This is a genomic window from Deinococcus koreensis, assembly GCF_002901445.1.
Taxonomy (GTDB): Bacteria; Deinococcota; Deinococci; order Deinococcales; family Deinococcaceae; genus Deinococcus; species Deinococcus koreensis.
Map to the genome: position 1 here is coordinate 2,077,060 of NZ_PPPD01000001.1, position 16,772 is coordinate 2,093,831.

Consider the following 16,772-nt stretch of genomic DNA (forward strand, 5'->3'; position numbering starts at 1 on the left):
TGAGACCGACCCCCTGACCTTTATCAAGGAGTTTCCTGTGAGCCTTCGTCCTCTGATCCTCAATGCCCTGCGCGTGGTCGCGGCCAGCCTGCTCCTGCCCACGGTGGCGGCGGCGGTCGGGACGCCGGCCGGCACGTCCATCGTGAACCAGGCCAGCGGCGCCTACACCGAACCCGCAAGCGGACTGAGCACGCAGGTCAGCAGCAACGTGGCGGTCACGACCGTGCAGGCGGTCTGCGCCCTGAGCGTGTCGCCGGACGGCACGCTGGCCCAGCCGGCCCGCAGCGTGGCCCTGCTCCCCGGCGAGGGCGCCGTGCTCCCCTACACCCTGGTCAACGCCGGCAACGCGCCGCACACCTTCGCCCTGGGTGCCCGACTCGAGCCCGGCAGCACCGCCAGCCCTGGCCTGAAAGTCGTGCTGGACAGCGACCAGGATGGCCAGGCGGGTGCGGGCGAGCCCCAGCTCAGCAGCCTGACCCTGGCCGCCGACGCCTCGGCGGCGCTGCTGCTGGTGGCCGACGCGGTGCAGGCCTCCGGTGACGCCTACGTCAATCTGGTGGCCGCCTGCCCCGGCGGCCAGAGCGCGGAGCCGGACACCGACCAGAACAACGTGTCGCAGCTGCGTTACGGCCCACCGCCCGAGTTCCGGCTCAGCAAGACCTTCACGCCCGCCCTGATCCGCCCCGGCAGCGAGACCGGCGTGACCATCAGCGCCAGCAACACGGGCGCCGGCGCCAGCCGCGAGGTCGTCCTGAGCGATCTGCTGGAGGCTCAGACCTCCGCCGGACTGAGCTTCGTGCCCGGCAGCGCGGTCGCCAGCGCCGGCAGCCTGGAGTACACCACCGACGGCGCCGTCTGGGTCGCTGCGGAGCCCAGCCCGGTGCGCGGGGTGCGGGTGCGCGTGGACAGCCTCGCTCCCGGCGCGGCGCTGCGGCTCAGCTTCCGGATGCTGGCCGTGGCGGCGGCCGAGAACCGGGTCATCGGCAACACGGCGACCCTGCTCAGCGGCGGCGCCGGGCTCAGCGCCACGGCCAGCGCGGACGTGCGCTATCTGCCGGCAGTCGCCATCGGGCCGCTCGGGAATCCCCAGGCGCCTGAGGGCAGCGCCGAGGACACCCAGACCCGGCCCTTCGCCGCCGTGAACCAGCCCGTGTGCTTCGACCACACCGTGAAGAACACGGGCGACGTGCAGGACGCCTTTACCCTGAGCGTGGCGGCCCCGCAGGCCAGCTCCACGCTGAGCGGCGCGGGCGGCGCCCCGCTGGCCCAGCCCCTGCTGCTGGAGCCCGGCCAGAGTGCCGAGGTGCGCGTGTGCTACCAGGCCCAGGCCGGAGCGCTGGGCGCCCTGGTGACCGTGACCGGCGCCCGGGGCACCAGCAACACCACCCGCGACCTGGTCGCGCAGGTCGCGGGCGGACTGCCCGAGCTGACCAAGTCGGCCGTGGTCAGCACCACCGGCCTGGACGGGCGGCCCGAGCCGGTGCCGGCGGGCGGCACGGTGGCCCAGGGAGACACGGTCGAGTACACCCTGAGCGTGCGTAACCCCTACCCCTTCCCCCTGACCAGCGTGGTGCTCACCGACGCGGTGCCGGCCCATCTGGACGTGGTGAGCAGCGCGCCCGGCGTGCGCTCCGGCGCGGCCGGGCAGGAGCAGGTGGTCTGGACACTGGGCACCCTGGCGCCCGGCGAGACCCGCGCCGTGAAGCTGCTGACCCGTGTCAGCCCGCGCGCCGTGGACGGCGAGAGCCTGAGCAACACCTTCAGCTTCAGCTCCTTCGAGGTGGCCGGGCCGCTCCTCAGCAACGAGGTGCTCACGCCCATCTGGTCGGCCAAGCTGGTCGTGTCCAAGGCGGTCGGCACGCGCGAGGTCACCTACGGCGACCGCCTGACCTACACCCTGCGGATCAGCAACACCTCGCTCACCACCGACGTGCTCAACGCCGTGGTCACCGACACGCCGATGCCGGGGCTGGACTACCTGGGCGGTACCAGCACCCTGGACGGCCAGCCGCTGGCCGATCCCGTCCTCAGCCCGGCCGCTGGCTCCGCCACCCAGCCGGCCCCCACCGCGACTGGCACGGCCATGCGCTGGAACGTGCCCAGTCTGAAGGCGGGCACCACCATCACCATCACCTACCAGCTGCGGGTGACGCCGCTCGCCAGCGGTGAACTGGACAACGTCGTGGAGGTCAGCGGCGTGGGCGCCGGGAAAGTGAACCGGATCGTCGCCAGCAACCGGGCCAGCGCCAAGGTCAGGTTCAATCCGCTGAAATTCTCCCCGACCTCGGACATCGTCGGCACGGTCTTCGTCGACCGCAACCGCAACGGTCTGTACGACGAGGGGCTGGACACGCCGCTGCCGCGCGCCCGCGTGCTGCTGGCCGGGGGCCGCCAGGCCATCACGGATCCCCGTGGCCGCTACAGCTTCCTGAACGTGCCTCAGGGCACCCAGGCCCTGCGCCTCGACCCGGGCACCAGTCCCTACGAGCCCCTGCACGTCGCGCGGGACGGCGGGCTGAGCGGCACCCAGACGGTGTTCGCCAACGGCCTGACCTCCGTGGATTTCCCGCTGGCCCCGCTGGGCGGCGATGTCACGGCCCTGCGCCGCACCACCCTGCTGCTCAGCGTGCCGGGCGGCGAGGTGCGGGTGGACAAGAGCGTCTACTCGGTGCCCGGCGGCTATCTGGTCACGCTGCGGATCACGTCTCCACAGGCCCTGGCGGGCGCGGAACTGACCGACCCCCTCCCGGAGGGCGCGCTGCTGAAAGACGGCCGCAATACCTGGGCAGGTACGTTCAGCCCAGGTGAACAGACCCTCACCTACCGCTTCACCTGGGACGGCGAGCCCCGACTCGCCACGACCGACCCCCTGCTGACCTGGAGACCCTGACCGTGAACGGAGCCATGAAACGCATGACCACCGCCCTGACCGCCCTGCTGGCGGTGGGCGCCTGGGCCCAGGCCCAGCAGGTCAGCAGCGATCTGCCCATCACCAGTGTGGGTCAGGAACTGCTCTGGTCCGTGGGCGACCAGGAACTGAACCTGGAGGTGCCGCTGGCGGGCCGGGTGCGGCTGGAACTGTACAGCCCCCGCTTCGACCCCGACGACTACCGCAGCGCGGCGTCCTACGGCGACGAGCGCTATGTCCCCGGCCAGACGGTCACCACGACCTTCACCCTGCGCGCCGCCGACGGCCAGGTGCTGCTCACGCGCAGCTACAGCTCGGGCGCCCAGGACTGGGACACGCTGCTGGATCAGGAGCTGCCGGCGGGCCGCTACCGGCTCACGGCCGTGACCCAGGGCTACGCCAAGAACACCTTCGCCGTGCGGCTGGCCGGCGTCAGTGCCGTGCTCAGCGCCGATACGCTCAGCGTGAACATCCACTCGCGCGAGTGGGTGCCGGCGCTGCAGATCAGCTCCGACGGCTCGGCGCACGCCCTGCGCATGTACGACGGCGACGGCCCGCTGGAACTCGAAGCCCGGCTGCGCGACGGCCAGGGCCGCCTCTACCCCCTGCAGGTCAGCGCCGATCTCGACCAGATCGACCTGCCCCTGCCGGCGCGGGCCGGCCAGTACACCCTGGAACTGCGTCAGCCCGCCGGGGCCGTGCAGTTCAGCAACACGGTGGGCTTCCGGCTGACCCACGCCGGGCAGATCACCCCGATCACCCTCAGCCGGGTCGACCAGACCGGGCTCCTGCGGGTCGCGGCCGAACTGCTGCTGCCGGGCGGCGCCCAGCCCACCGGGGCCGACGTGCTGGCCGGCCCGGTGCCGCTGCATGTCGACGGTCAGCTCGCGCAGCGGGTGCCCGCCGGGCGCTACGCGCTCACGGCCGCTCCGGTGGCCGGCGCCGAGGTCACGGTGACCCCCGCGGTCGAGGTGCCCCAGGGGGGTCGGGCCGAGGCGCGCGTGCAGGTACGCCCCCAGCTGGCCCTGACGCTGCAGGCCGACCGGCAGGAGGTCTGCCTGGGCGACGCGGTGACCCTGAGCCTGCGCGCCGACACCGCCTTCGCCGGCGAGCTGCCCTTCGCGCTCAGGCTGCTGGCGCCGGGCCTGAGCCTGGACGGTCCGGACGCCGCGCAGGGCAGCCTGAAGGCGGGCCAGCCCGGCGAACTGCGTGTCACCGGCACCGCCCGCCAGGCCGGCCCCCTGACGATCCGCGCCGAACTGGGCCCCTGGGGCCAGTCGCAGACCCTGAACCTCAGCGTGCGGCCGGACACCACCAGCCTGCGCCTGGAGCGCGCCCCGGTGCCGGCGGCCCGCGTCGGAGACGAGACCACCGTGGCCGTGAGCGTCACGAACACGGCCGCTCAGCCCGTGCCCTTCGTGCTGCGGGACGTGCCGGGCGCCGGCCTGCAGGCCCTGGAGAGCCCCGAGCTGAGCGGCACCCTGGCCCCCGGCGAGCGCCGCACCCTGAGCTACCGCGCCCGCGTGCTGCAGGCCGGGTCACTGCAGATGGAGGCCGCGCTGGTCTCCGAGGGCTGTGCCGCCACCCAGACCGCCCGCGCGGAAGTGCTGGCGACGGCGCAGGAAGCGCTGCCCGTCCCCCAGCCTCCCGTGGAGCCGGCGCCGGCCGCCCCGGCCCCCGCCCAGCGGCGCCTGAGCACCGTGTCCCTGCCCTTCGACGCTCCGGGTCAGGCCCGTGAGCTGGTCGTGGCGCAGACGCTTCCGGAAGGCGCCCTGCTGCAGCCCGGCAGCAGCCGCCTGGACGGCCGGCCCATTCCCGACCCCCTGCGCGGCCCCAGCGGCCGCTGGTACTGGACACTGCCGCAGCCGGCGCTGCAGGCCAAGAGCACCATCCGTGGCGTCATCAGCTACGACCTGCTGCACACGGCGGCCCTGGGCGAGCTCTCGGCCCCGGCCCTGCTGGCCCGCTTCGGCGGCGAGCGCAGCGAGGTGCTCGAAGGGCGGGTCGATGCCTCTGACCTGGCCAGCGCCACGCCCCTGCTCGCCGAGGGCCGCACGGAGAACGCCGGCGCCATCAAGCAGCCGCTGGCCGGCAGCCTGATCCGCGTGCGCGACCGTATCAGCGTGGTCGTCGAGCAGCCCCAGGGCCAGAGCAGCCCGCTGAGCGTCAACGGCCAGCCGGTCGGCGAGGAGCAGGTCGGCGAGCTGACCGAGGACGGCGTGCGCGGCCTGACCCGCCGGGTCTATGTGGGCGTGCCCCTGCGCCCCGGCCCCAACACCCTGCAGGTCGGCGCCGACACGGTGAGCGTGAATCTGGCCGGCGCCACCTCGCAGATCCGCGTGACTCCCGAGCAGCTGGTCGCCGACGGCAGCACGCCGCTGCGGCTGCGCGTCCGGACGCTGGACGCCTTCGGCAACAGCAGCGCCCAGAATGTCCTGACCCTGCGCAGCTCGCTGGAGATCCGCAGCCCCGACGCCCAGCCCGCCGAGAGCGGCCAGCAGCTGCGCCTGCAGGACGGCGAGGGCGTGCTGGAACTCCAGCCGCAGGGCTCGCCCACCACCCTGAGGCTGGACATCCTGAACGGCGCCCGCGTCGAGACCCACACCTTCGAAGTGCGGCCCAGCGCGGCGCGGGTCGGGGTGGGCGTGATCAGCGCCACCCTGGGCCTGGACGGCAGCCTGGGCGCGGACGACCTGAGCGTGCAGGCCCGCGCCTCCTACGAGGGGCCGCTGGCCGGCGGCAAACTGTACGTCGCCGCCGACAAGGACGGGCTGCCTACGGATCGCGACACCCTGCGGCGGTTCGCGGCCGCCGGCGACAGCAGCGCCGAGGACGTGCCGCTGCAGGGCATCGACCCGGTTGCCCTGACCTACGACCACCCCAGCTTCCGCGCCGATTACCGCCGCGCGGCCCTGCCCATCGAGGTGCTGCCGGTCGGGGAGCAGCTCACGGCCCTGAGCGTGCGCTCCAAGGCCAGCGCTCAGCGGCCCGGCACCCAGGTCTCCGGCTTCGCCGCGCTGGTGCCGGAGAGCCAGATCACGGGTCTGCGCCTGCGCCCCGAGGGCACCCGGCTGCTTCGCCTGCCCAGCGGCGGTATCGAGGACGGCAGCGAGAGCCTGACCCTGCTGACCCTGGAGGCCGGCACCGGCAAGGAACTGCGCCAGACGATGCTGGTGCGGAACGTCGACTACCTGCTCGATGGGCGCACCGGCATCATCACCCTGGCCCGCGCTCTGGAGCGGGTCGACGCCGACCTGCACGATCAGGTGGTGGTGGCCTCCTACCGCCTGAGCAGCTCGCTGGCGGGCCGCCGGCTGGCCTTCGGGGCGCAGGTCAAGCACAGCGGCGGGCAGTACAGCGTCGGGGCCGCGGTCGTGAGCCTGGACGACACCGTGACCTACGGCGCGCGCGCCGCCTACGACGACGGCAGCCTGCGCGCCGACGGCCTGCTGGCCTACTCCGGGGGCCTGCAGGCGAGCGCCGACTTCGGGGCCCGGTTCGGCGAGGCGGCCAGCGTGAGCGCCCGCGTGCGCTACCAGGACGCGGCCTACCACGGTCTGGCGCCCTTCACGCCGGGACTGAACTTCGGGGCCGAGTCCACGGTTCGCCTGAACTCACGGCTCAGCGCCGTGGCCCAGGCCGAGTATCACGACACCGGTTCCGGCCAGGCGCACGTGCAGGGCGGCAGCGTGAGCGCCCGCGCCGAGTACCGGGCGGCCCCCTTCACGGCCGGGGCCGGCCTGAAATACGCCTTCGGCGAGCAGTCCGGCCTGGGCGCCGTCGTCAGCGCCGGCTACCATAAAAAGCCCCTCGACATCGACGTCGTGCATACCCAGCCGCTCGGCGGCACCCTCGACCCCACCACCTCGGTGAGCGCGAAATACGCGCTGGACGAACACCTCAGCCTGGGGCTGAGCGACCAGATCAACTGGCGCACCGGCCAGACGGCCGCCCTGACGCTGGAGTCGCAGCTGGGCGACACCAACTACGCCCTGGCCTACGATCTGCCGGGCAGCGGTGGCCAGGGCAACCGCGCCCGCTTCGGGGTCAGCACCTCGCTGCCGCTGGGCGAGCGCCTGAACGCCGGCCTGCGCGGCTCGGCCTCCTACGACCTGAAGGCGGCGCAGGCCGAATTCGGCGCGGGGGTCGATCTGCGCTACAAGACCGATCGGCTGACCGCCACCAGCGGCACCGACCTGACCCTGAACGACCGGGGCTTCGGCGTGGTGCTGCGCGGCGGCGTGAGCGGCGCCCTGAGCGACCAGCTGACCCTGAGCGCCGACGGCCTGCTCGAATTCGGGGCGGGCAAGCAGGGCGCCCGCGCCGCGCTGGGCTACGCCTACCGGGGCCGCACCCTGAGCTCGCTGGGCACCGTGCGCTACGCCGCGGGCAGCCTGGGCGGCAGCCAGCCCGAACTGAGCAGCAACTTCGCCGCCGAGTACCGGCAGGCCAACTGGGCCGTGCGGGCCGGGCTGGACACCCGCACCCTGCTGAACGACCCGGGCAGCTTCACCCTGCAGGCGGCGGTGGGCGGCACCTACTACGTCACCGATTACTTCGGGATCGGCGCCTGGGGCCGCATGATCAGCCAGCCCAGCACCCGGCGGAGCCAGGCGGGCCTGGGCCTGGAGGCCAGCCTGCGGGCCCTGCCCGGCGCCTGGATCACGGCCGGCTACAACCCGCTGGGCTTCAGTGGCCTGGGCAACACCTACACCAAGCAGGGCGCCTACCTCAGGCTCGATCTGACGCTGGACGAACAAGGGAGCAAGTGAACGTGAGCCGCCTGATTCTTTTCCTCCGCAGGCTGCCGGATCAGGTTCGGCAGCTCCGCACCGCCCTCCTGCTCCTCGTCCTGGCGACCCTGGGCAGCGCCCTGGCGGCCCCCAGCTACTGCACGGCCACCTGGGCGATCACCAGCGCCACGACCAAGCAGATCGGCTATTTCAACTTCACCACCAACACCTACACGGCGATGTACACGGCGGCGGGCACCAACGTCAGCTCCAACTCGCTTTCGGAGAGCCCCAGCAACGGCCGCCTGTACTACATCGACCGGACGAACAACCAGTTGCGGTACGTCAATCCGGTCGACGGCAGCGACAATCTGGTGGCCTCCGTCGTGGCGCCGCCCGCCGCCTTCGTGGGCGGTACCTTCGATGCCTCCGGCAACTACTACGTGAACACCAGCAACGGCAAATTCGCCCAGATGGATGTGGCGACCGGGGCCATCATCGGGGCCTACAAGACCATGACCGCGCCTGCGGGCTACACGCTCAACGCCACCTCCAACGGCGACTTCGCCATCGACGGCACGGGTCAGATGTACGTCATCGTGGAGGCGACCGTGGCGTCCGTCAACAACCCCTACATCTGGAAACTCGACCTGAACAGCGGCGCCCTGACCAGCCCCCTGGCGATCAAGTCGAACGCCACGACCCAGTGGACAGGCACCGCGAACGGCCTGGCCATCGACCCGCCCACCGGCGCCCTGCTGCTGACCAGCGGGACGGGCGCCCTGGCCGGGGGCACCGCCGGCGGCATCTTCGCCGTCGACGCCGTCACCGGCATCGCCACCCTCAAGCAGGGCAGCACCGTCTTCACCGACCTGGGTTCGTGCGGCCTCAAACCGGATCTGCCCACCCTGAGCAAGAGCTTCTCGCCCACGCCCATCAGCGCCGCGCCCGGCATCAGTAAACTCACCATCACCATCGGCAACACCAACCTGGCGCCCATCTACACCTTCGCCGACCTGACCGACACCCTGCCCACCACGCCGGGCGCCATGAAGGTGGCGGCCACCCCGAACCTGACGGGCACCTGCCTGGCGGGCAACACCGTGACGGCGGCGGGCGGCGCGACCAGCATCAAGCTGAGCAGCGGAGCCCGGATTCCGGTGGGTGGCTGCACCATCACGGTGGATGTCACGGCGCCTTCCTACGGCACCTATGTCAATACCATCGCGGCCAGCTCGCTGGTCACGTCGGTGGGCACCCACGCCAGTGCGGCGAGCGCCACCCTGGAAAACCTGCAGCCCACCCTGATCCTCAACAAGACCATCGCTGCCCCTGGCCGCGCGAATACGGCCGACCAGTTCACGGTGCAGGTCAAGAGCGGAGCGACCGTCACGGCCAGCGCCAGCACCAGCGGCAGCGGCACCACGGCGGCCACGGCCACGACCAGCCTGAACGCCGGCACCGCGTATACCCTGACCGAGGTCATGGCGGCCGGCAGCGTCTCGGCCCTGAGCAACTACACCACGGCCGTGAGCTGCGCCAACAGCCGCACGACCTCATCCACCGTGCTTCCCAGCGGCGCCGGCCAGAGCTTCACGCTGACTCCCGCCGCGGGTGACGCCATCACCTGCACCCTGACCAACACGCCCACCCTGGCCGACCTGGCGGTCACCAAGACCGCCAGCAAGGCCAGCTACGCGGCCGGTGAGGACGTGGTGTACACGGTCACCCTGACCAACAATGGCCCGGCCGCCGCCGGGGGCGCCGTGCTCACCGACACCCTGCCCACCCAGATCATCGCGGCCAGCTGGACGTGTTCGGGCAGCGGCGGCGCCGTGTGCCCGGCGGCCAGCGGCAACGGGAACCTCAGCCAGACGGTCGCCACCCTGCCGAGCAGCGGCAGCGTGAGCTACACCATCACGGGGCTGGCCCGCACCTCGGGCACCGGCATCGTGAACACCGCCAGCGTGGCCCTGCCCAGCGGCGTGTCCGACCTGAGCCCGGCCAACAACAGCGCCAGCGCGACCATCGCCATCGTCAATCCCGCGGCCGCCTCCTACACCGGCCCCGGCGCCATGGCCCCCTACACCACCTGCCTGAACTTCAACGGGATGCCGGTGCTCACCCCCGGCAACTCCTGGACGAACACCGTGACCAGCCCCGACGGCGTGGCCCTGACTTACACCGTCAAGGTGCTCAGTGTCAGCATGGCGGGCACCAGCGGCACGCCCGCCGCCACCGACGGCCTGGAGCCCTACGTGCCCGGCACCTGGCAGGGCGACCGCTGGCAGCTGTATTTCGGAGCCAATCTCAAGAACGCCCTGTCGAACAACCCGGGCAGCCGCGACGTGACCTACTCGGTCAGCGCCTACGCCCTGATCGGCAGCCTGCCGGTGCCGCTGCAACTGGTGACCGGCAGCGCCGAGGAGGACGGGGCCAACGGCGGCGATCCGGCCCGGCCCATCGAATTCGTGCAGTCCACCACCAACGGCACCAGTTTCGGGCTGGCCGACGTGGTGACCACCGGCGGCCCCTTCCGGCGCGTGACGGTCTCCGGGGGCGGGAAGACCATCACGACCTCCGCCAGCTCGCTGGACGCCGCCGGGGCCAACACTCAGGTGAACATCGCGCTGTTCAGCACCCAGAAGCGCGCCACGGCCGCCGACCCGCTGGTGCTGACCAGCCGGATGCTGGGCTCGGGCAAGACCGCCCAGGGCTTCTGCGCCGAGTTCTATGCCGACCGGGGCGACGCCCCGACCAGCTACGGCGCCGCCGCGCACTACACCGACACGACCTACAATCCGCTGCTCCCAGACGGCACCTACCTGTACGACCAGCTGACCATCGGCGCCCGCACCGACAGCACGACCCTCTGGCTGGGGCCGGCCAAGCCCAGCGTGGAGAGCGCGCCGCGCGGCACCAACGCCCTGGGCGACAGCGACGACGCCGTGAGCAGCTTCCCGCCGCTGACCAGTGCCAACACCTACTACAACCTGAACCTCACCTGCAGCAACCTGACCGGAGTCACGGCCACCATCGCCGCCTGGTTCGACTTCAACGCCAACGGCACCTTCGAGTCCGGCGAGCGCGCCAGCTCCAGCTGCCCGGTGGGCGGCGGCACCTTCACCCTGTCCTGGCCGAGTGTGGGGAGCGTGCCGCTGGGCACCACCTACGCCCGCATCCGCATCTCCACCGACGTGCCCAGCACCAACTCCGCCACCGGCCCCGCGCCCGACGGCGAGGTCGAGGACTACGCCATCACGGTGACCGTGGGCGCCGACCTGCGCGCGGTGAAGGTCGGGCCGGCCTACGCCAGGCCGGGCGATACCCTGACCTACACCATCACGGTCACCAACCTCAGCGGCGCCACGCCGGCCACCACGACCGTGACCGATACCCTGCCCGCCGGCCTGAGCTACGTGAGCAGCACCCCCGCCGCCAGCGTGAGCGGCCAGACCCTGAGCTGGAGCGTCGCCAGCCTGGCCAGCGGCGCCAGCCGGACGTACACGGTCGTGGCAACCGCGCCCACGGCGGCGGCGCTGAGCAGCACCCCGGCGCTCAGAACCCAGACCAACTCGGTCGGTGTGAGCAGCCCGCTCACCGACCCCTTCCCGGTCGACAACACGGGCACGGCGACCACCGCGATGGTCTACGGCAATCTGGTCAAACGGGTACGCAACGTCACCCAGGGCGGCGCCTTCGGCACGTCGGGCAGCGGCCTGCCCGGTGAGGTGCTGGAATACTGCATCGACTACTCGAACCTGGGGGGCGCCGCCCTGCCGAACTTCGCCATTTCCGATCAGGTGCCCGGCAACACCACGCCGCTGCCCCTGGCCTACGACGCCGACGAACCCTCGGCCACCACGGGATTCGGAGTGAAGCTGCTGCGTGGGGCCGTCACCTCCTACCTGTCGAGTGTCACGGACGCCGATGCGGGTGCCCTGAGCCTGACCGGCGGTAGCTTCGGCCGGGGCGCCATGACGGCGACGCTGGGTACCCTAGCGGTCGGCGAAGCGGGCAGCGCCTGCTTCCAGGCCACCATCCGCTGAGCGCCTACACCCGGAGGAGCGGGCGGTTCGCTCAGCGGGGGCCTGGGGGCGGGCCCCCGCTTAGAATGGCCCGCGTGTCCCTGCACCTGCGCGGCGTCCTCCTGCTCATCCTCGTGACCGCCATCTGGGGCAGCACCTTCGCGGTCGTCAAGACGCTGGGCGAAGGGTTGAGCGCCCCGACCCTGATCACCTGGCGCTTCCTGATCGCCACCCTGGCGCTGCTGCCGGTGGTGTGGTGGGCGGGTCGGCGAACCCCGGCCATCCCGCAGGCCGTGGCCGCCTCACCCCTGTGGCGCGACGGCCTGATCCTGGGCGCCTGGCTGATCGCCGGCTACGGCACCCAGACGATCGCCCTGCAGACCACCACCGCCAACCGCGCGGCCTTCTTCACCGCCCTGAGCGTGGTGCTGGTGCCGCTGTGGCTGGTCTTCGCCCAGCGCCGCCGGATGCCGCTGGCGCTGTGGTGGGGCGTGCCCCTGGCGGTCGCGGGCCTGGCCCTGCTGTCCTGGGAGGGCGGCACGCTGGTGGTGGGCGACCTCTGGGCGCTGGCCTGCGCCGTGACCTACGCGGGCTTCATCGTGGCGCTGGAGCGGCTGGCGCACCGGCACGCCGCTCTGGGGTTCACGCTGGCGCAGGTGCTGGCCGTCAGTGCGCTGGCCCTGCTGTGGCTCTTTGTCAGCGGCGCGCCGCTGCTGCCGCCCCAGGAGGCCTGGGGGCCGCTGCTGTACCTGGGCGTGGTCGCCACCGCCCTGACCACCCTGCTGCAGACGGTCGGGCAGCGCGCGGTCAGCGCCGCCGAGGCCAGCCTGATCTACGCCCTGGAACCCGTGACCGCCACCGCCTTCAGCTTCCTGCTGATCGGCGAGCGGGTGGGCCTGCGCGGCGCGCTGGGGGGGCTGCTGGTGGTGGTCGCCACGGTGCTCAGCCAGCGCAGCGGCCCCGAGCCGCATCCGGAGACCCCGGCGCCGCAGGCCGAGTAGGCGGGGGCTTTCCACCGCTATTCTGGACTGAATACAACTTCAGATGGGGGTTCACTATGACGGCAGGCAACACGGCGCGGAGCCGGGTGGGACGGAGATCGCTGGGGCCCCGGGTGGCCTGGGGGCTGGGCTGGACGCTGCTGGCCCTGCTCACGCTGGCCCTGGGCGCCGTGCTGTGGCTGCGCGCGACCTCAGGGGCCCAGGTCTCGGGCGCCCTGACGCTGCCGGGGCTGCGGGGGCCGGTCACGGTCACGCGCGACCGCTGGGGCGTGCCGCACATCCGCGCCCAGGCGTCCGACGAGGACGCCCTGTTCGCGCTGGGCTTCGTGCACTGGCAGGATCGGGCGTGGCAGATGGAGTTCCAGCGCCGGGTGGCGCAGGGCCGGCTCTCGGAGGTGCTGGGCGCGGCGGCGCTGGAGCAGGACCGGTTCCTGCGCACCTGGGGCTTCCAGCGCGCGGCGCTCTCGGCGCTGCCGGCCCTGGCCCCGCGCACGCGGCGGCTGGTCTCGGCCTACACCGCCGGCGTGAACGCCGCCATGGCCCGGGGCCAGGTCGCCCCGGAATTCCGTGTCCTGGGCTTCACGCCCGCGCGCTGGACGGACGTGGACAGCCTGTCGTGGAGCAAGCTGATGGCCTACGACCTGGGCGGCAACATGGACGAGGAGGTGCTGGGCAGCCGGATCGTGAAGCGCCTGGGGGCCGCTGGCCTCGGGGCGGTCATGACGCCCTACCCGGCGGGCGCCCCGACCATCCTCAGCGCCGACGAGCTGGGGCGGGAGCGGCCGCTGCCGGCGCCGACCTCCACGCCCACCACTGTCCGGCCCGCCCCCAGCCGGCCCACTGCTGCCCTGCCCGATTCCGCTCTGCGCGGCCTGCAGGCGCACCTGGACGCCGCCCGCAGCCTGGGCCTGGAGCGCGTGCCCGGCAAGGGCAGCAACGACTGGGTGATCGCCGGGAGCCGCACCGCCAGCGGCAGGCCGATCCTGGCCGACGACCCGCACCTGGCGCTGACCAGCCCGATGCTGTGGTACCTGGCCGACCTGCAGGGGCCGGGGCTGCGGGCCATCGGGGCCAGCATCCCGGGCCTGCCGGGCATCGTGATCGGCCGCAACGACCGCGTGGCCTGGGGAGTCACCAACGTCAACCCGGACGTGCAGGATCTGTACATTGAGCCGCCGGGGGCGCCGCTCGTGCAGCGCACCGAGACGATCCGCGTCAAGGGCGCCCCGGACGTGCAGCTGACCGTGCAGGAAAGCGCCCACGGCCCCATCGTGAGCGGGGCGGGGGCCGCCGACGTGGGCCCGCGCGTGGCCCTGAAATGGACGGCCCTGCAGGGCGGCGACACCACCATGGACGCCTTTCTGGACATCAATTACGCGCAGAACTGGGGACAGTTCACGCAGGCCCTCTCGCGCTATGTGGCGCCCAGCCAGAACTTCGTGTACGCCGACGTGGACGGCAACACCGGCTACTACGCGCCGGGCCGCGTGCCGATCCGCCGGGGCTGGGACGGCGCCCTGCCGGTGCCCGGCGACGGCAGCCGCGAGTGGGCGGGGTTCATCCCCTTCGCGCAGCTCCCCCACACCCTGAACCCGCCCGACGGGCTGGTGGTCACGGCGAACAACAAGGTGGTGCCCGACTCGTCCCCGTTGTCGCTGGGCAACGAGCGCAACTGGGCCGAGCCCTACCGCGCCCAGCGCATCACCGAGCTGCTGGAGGCCCGTCCCCGGGGCCTGAGCGTGGCCGACGTGCGCCGGGTGCAGCTGGACACCACCAGCCTGGTCTGGCGCGACTTCCGGGAGGTGATGCTCGCCACCCGCCCGGACGGTGAGGCCAGCAGGGCGGCCCTGGAACGGCTGCGCGGCTGGGACGGCAACCAGACCGTCGACAGCGTGCCGTCCACCCTCTTCGAGGCCTGGCTGATGACCCTGCAGACCCTGGCGCAGGACGAACTGGGCACGCCCTCCGCCATGAACAGCCTGAGCGTGCTGAATCAGCTGCGCGGCGAGGGAGCGCTGTGCCGGAACCGGGGCGCGGGCGTCACGTCCTGCGCCGACCAGCTGAGCAGCAGCCTGCGCCGCGCCGTGGACGACCTGGGCACCCGCCTGGGCAGCGATCCGGCGGGCTGGACGTACGGCCGGCTGCACCGGGTCGCCAGCACCCACCGCGCCTTCGGGAAGGTGCCCGCGCTGGCCTGGCTGTTCAACCACTCGGCCCCCACGCCCGGCGGCACCAACACCGTGAACGTGGCCCGCCCGGAGGTGGGCACCTTCCGCCAGACCCACGGCGCGAGCTACCGCCAGATCGTCGACCTGAGCGACCCCGACGCCAGCCTGTATGTGGGCAGCCTGGGGCAGGGCGGCAACCCGCTGGGGAGTCACGTGGCCGACCAGCAACGCCTCTGGGTGGCCGGCGACTACCTGCCCATGAGCACGAAGCCCGCCGACTGGGGCCGCAGCACCGTGCTCACGCTGCGGCCCGGACGCTAGACAACCGGACGCCAGACCATCTGTCTGAAGGCACGGGCAGGAGGCACCGGGAATCTCACCCCGGTGCCTCCTTGTTCGGTCTCACCGCTGTGCCTGGTGGAAGAAGTCTCCATCCTTGTGCCCCAGGCCTGCGCCCAGACAGGCCCGCGCTAGACTCCGGGCATGGCTGACCTTGACCGCGTGCGCGAGGCCCTTCGCGCCAGCATGACCGCCTGGGCCACCCTGGAAGTGCGGGGCGACCAGGCCCGCGTGACCCCGGCCCCCGATCCGGATGGACTGGCCCTTCACCTCGAACGTCTCGACCCCCAGTGGAGCCTGACCTGGGCCTGCGACTCCGTGCAGCCGCCCGTGGTGCGGGCCCGGCTGACCCTGCTGGGCACCGTCCGCGAGGGGCTGGCCAGCGCCCACACCCTGCAGGACGCCAAACTGGCCGCCCTGGCCGACGCCGCCCGCACCTACGGCGTCGCGCCGGCCGGCGAGCCCACCTGGGTCGAATACGATGCCGACGACGGCCCCAACACGGCCGATCTGGAGGCGGACGCCCCGCCGCCGGCCCCCGGCGCGCGGCCCCTCCCGCCGGAGCCCCCCCGCGACCCGCAGATGGACAAGGCCCGCCGCCACATCGAGGATCTGCTGGAGCAGCTGAAGGTGGCCGGCCGGGGCGGCGACGCGGCCCGCGTCCTGATGCGCGGCTACGGCGAAACCCTGGAGGAGAGCCGCGCCATCTACAAGGAACTGCAGGCCCTCCTGAAGAGCTGACCGGGCCTGGGTGGGCCCCCTCTGGGGTGGCCGGGTTCTCAAACGCGGGGTCGGCCGCTACACTGGCACCCGAATGCACAAATTTCTGGCATTTGGCGATGTGCATGCCGACTTCGATACGCTGTGGGCCGCCCTGCGCGCCGCCAGCTGTGTCGACCCGGCCTTCGGGCCCACTCCCCCGGTGGTCGCCGGGCTGTATCAGGTCATTCTGGTGGGTGATCTGGTGCATCCCAAGAACGAGCGCGAATACGCCCGGCTGAGCGGCCTGCCGCGCTTCGATCCCAAAGATCCCGACCACCTGTTTCTGGCGGCGCGCGAGCAGGTCAAGCACCTGGAACGCCTGAAGGCCTATCAGGAGGCGGCGCCCCACGCGGTGCACATCATCCTGGGCAACCACGACGACGCCGTGCTGAACACCAGTTACGTCCTGGGCACCAGCGGCGGCATGGTGCACAGCGAGTTCGACCCCGAGCACGGCGGCCTGATGCTCCCGGATCACCTGAAAACCTGGATGCAGTCCTTCCCGCGCGAGATCCGCGTGGGCGGCGTGCAGTTCGCGCACGTCTCGCCGCTACCGGCCCACAGCCACTACGACGACCTGTTCTACGCCGACCACAGCCCCAAGCGCTGGTTCCGCGAGACGCCCGAATACGTGGAGATGGCCGGGCTGGCCTTCGGGATCTACGGCCACACCCAGATCGACGATGGCATCCTGCTGGACGAGGAACACCGGCTGGCGATGATCGACGCCCTGCACGCCCGCGAGTACCTGGAACTGCTGCTCGATCCCCAGGCGGGCGATCCGGACGCCAGCCCGATCCGCAGTGTCCGGGCCGTTCCGTTCTGAGCCCGGT

General features: G+C 72.3%; 7 protein-coding genes. All 7 read left to right on the forward strand.

Annotation, left to right across the window (positions count from 1 at the left end; all coding sequences use genetic code 11):
- Window positions 1-37 precede the first annotated feature (37 nt).
- Window positions 38-2,890, forward strand: coding sequence for a DUF11 domain-containing protein (locus tag CVO96_RS09910; RefSeq protein WP_243398275.1), 2,853 nt, complete (start codon window positions 38-40; stop codon window positions 2,888-2,890).
- 14 nt (window positions 2,891-2,904) lie between these two features.
- Window positions 2,905-7,680, forward strand: coding sequence for a DUF11 domain-containing protein (locus CVO96_RS09915; protein ID WP_103313411.1), 4,776 nt, complete (start codon window positions 2,905-2,907; stop codon window positions 7,678-7,680).
- Window positions 7,681-7,682: 2 nt separating this feature from the next.
- Window positions 7,683-11,690, forward strand: a complete 4,008-nt coding sequence (locus CVO96_RS09920; RefSeq protein ID WP_133161780.1) for a DUF7933 domain-containing protein — start codon at window positions 7,683-7,685, stop codon at window positions 11,688-11,690.
- 65 nt (window positions 11,691-11,755) lie between these two features.
- A complete protein-coding gene (locus CVO96_RS09925; protein WP_165795266.1) occupies window positions 11,756-12,670 on the forward strand; it encodes a DMT family transporter in 915 nt (304 codons plus the stop codon).
- Between the two features lie 56 nt (window positions 12,671-12,726).
- Entirely contained in the window at window positions 12,727-15,159 is a 2,433-nt protein-coding gene (locus tag CVO96_RS09930) for a penicillin acylase family protein (protein ID WP_103312090.1), read from the forward strand.
- 162 nt (window positions 15,160-15,321) lie between these two features.
- Window positions 15,322-15,918, forward strand: coding sequence for a single-stranded DNA-binding protein (locus CVO96_RS09935; RefSeq protein ID WP_103312091.1), 597 nt, complete (start codon window positions 15,322-15,324; stop codon window positions 15,916-15,918).
- Window positions 15,919-15,991: 73 nt separating this feature from the next.
- A complete protein-coding gene (locus CVO96_RS09940) occupies window positions 15,992-16,765 on the forward strand; it encodes a metallophosphoesterase (RefSeq protein ID WP_103312092.1) in 774 nt (257 codons plus the stop codon).
- Window positions 16,766-16,772: the final 7 nt, after the last annotated feature.

What these genes read in the sequence shown, in the direction of transcription:
- CVO96_RS09915 (WP_103313411.1), top strand. Translation starts at nt 2,905, where the DNA reads ATGAAACGCATGACCACCGCCCTGACCGCCCTGCTGGCGGTGGGCGCC.
- CVO96_RS09925 (WP_165795266.1), top strand. Translation starts at nt 11,756, where the DNA reads ATGGCCCGCGTGTCCCTGCACCTGCGCGGCGTCCTCCTGCTCATCCTC.
- CVO96_RS09930 (WP_103312090.1), top strand. Translation starts at nt 12,727, where the DNA reads ATGACGGCAGGCAACACGGCGCGGAGCCGGGTGGGACGGAGATCGCTG.
- CVO96_RS09935 (WP_103312091.1), top strand. Translation starts at nt 15,322, where the DNA reads ATGGCTGACCTTGACCGCGTGCGCGAGGCCCTTCGCGCCAGCATGACC.
- CVO96_RS09940 (WP_103312092.1), top strand. Translation starts at nt 15,992, where the DNA reads ATGCACAAATTTCTGGCATTTGGCGATGTGCATGCCGACTTCGATACG.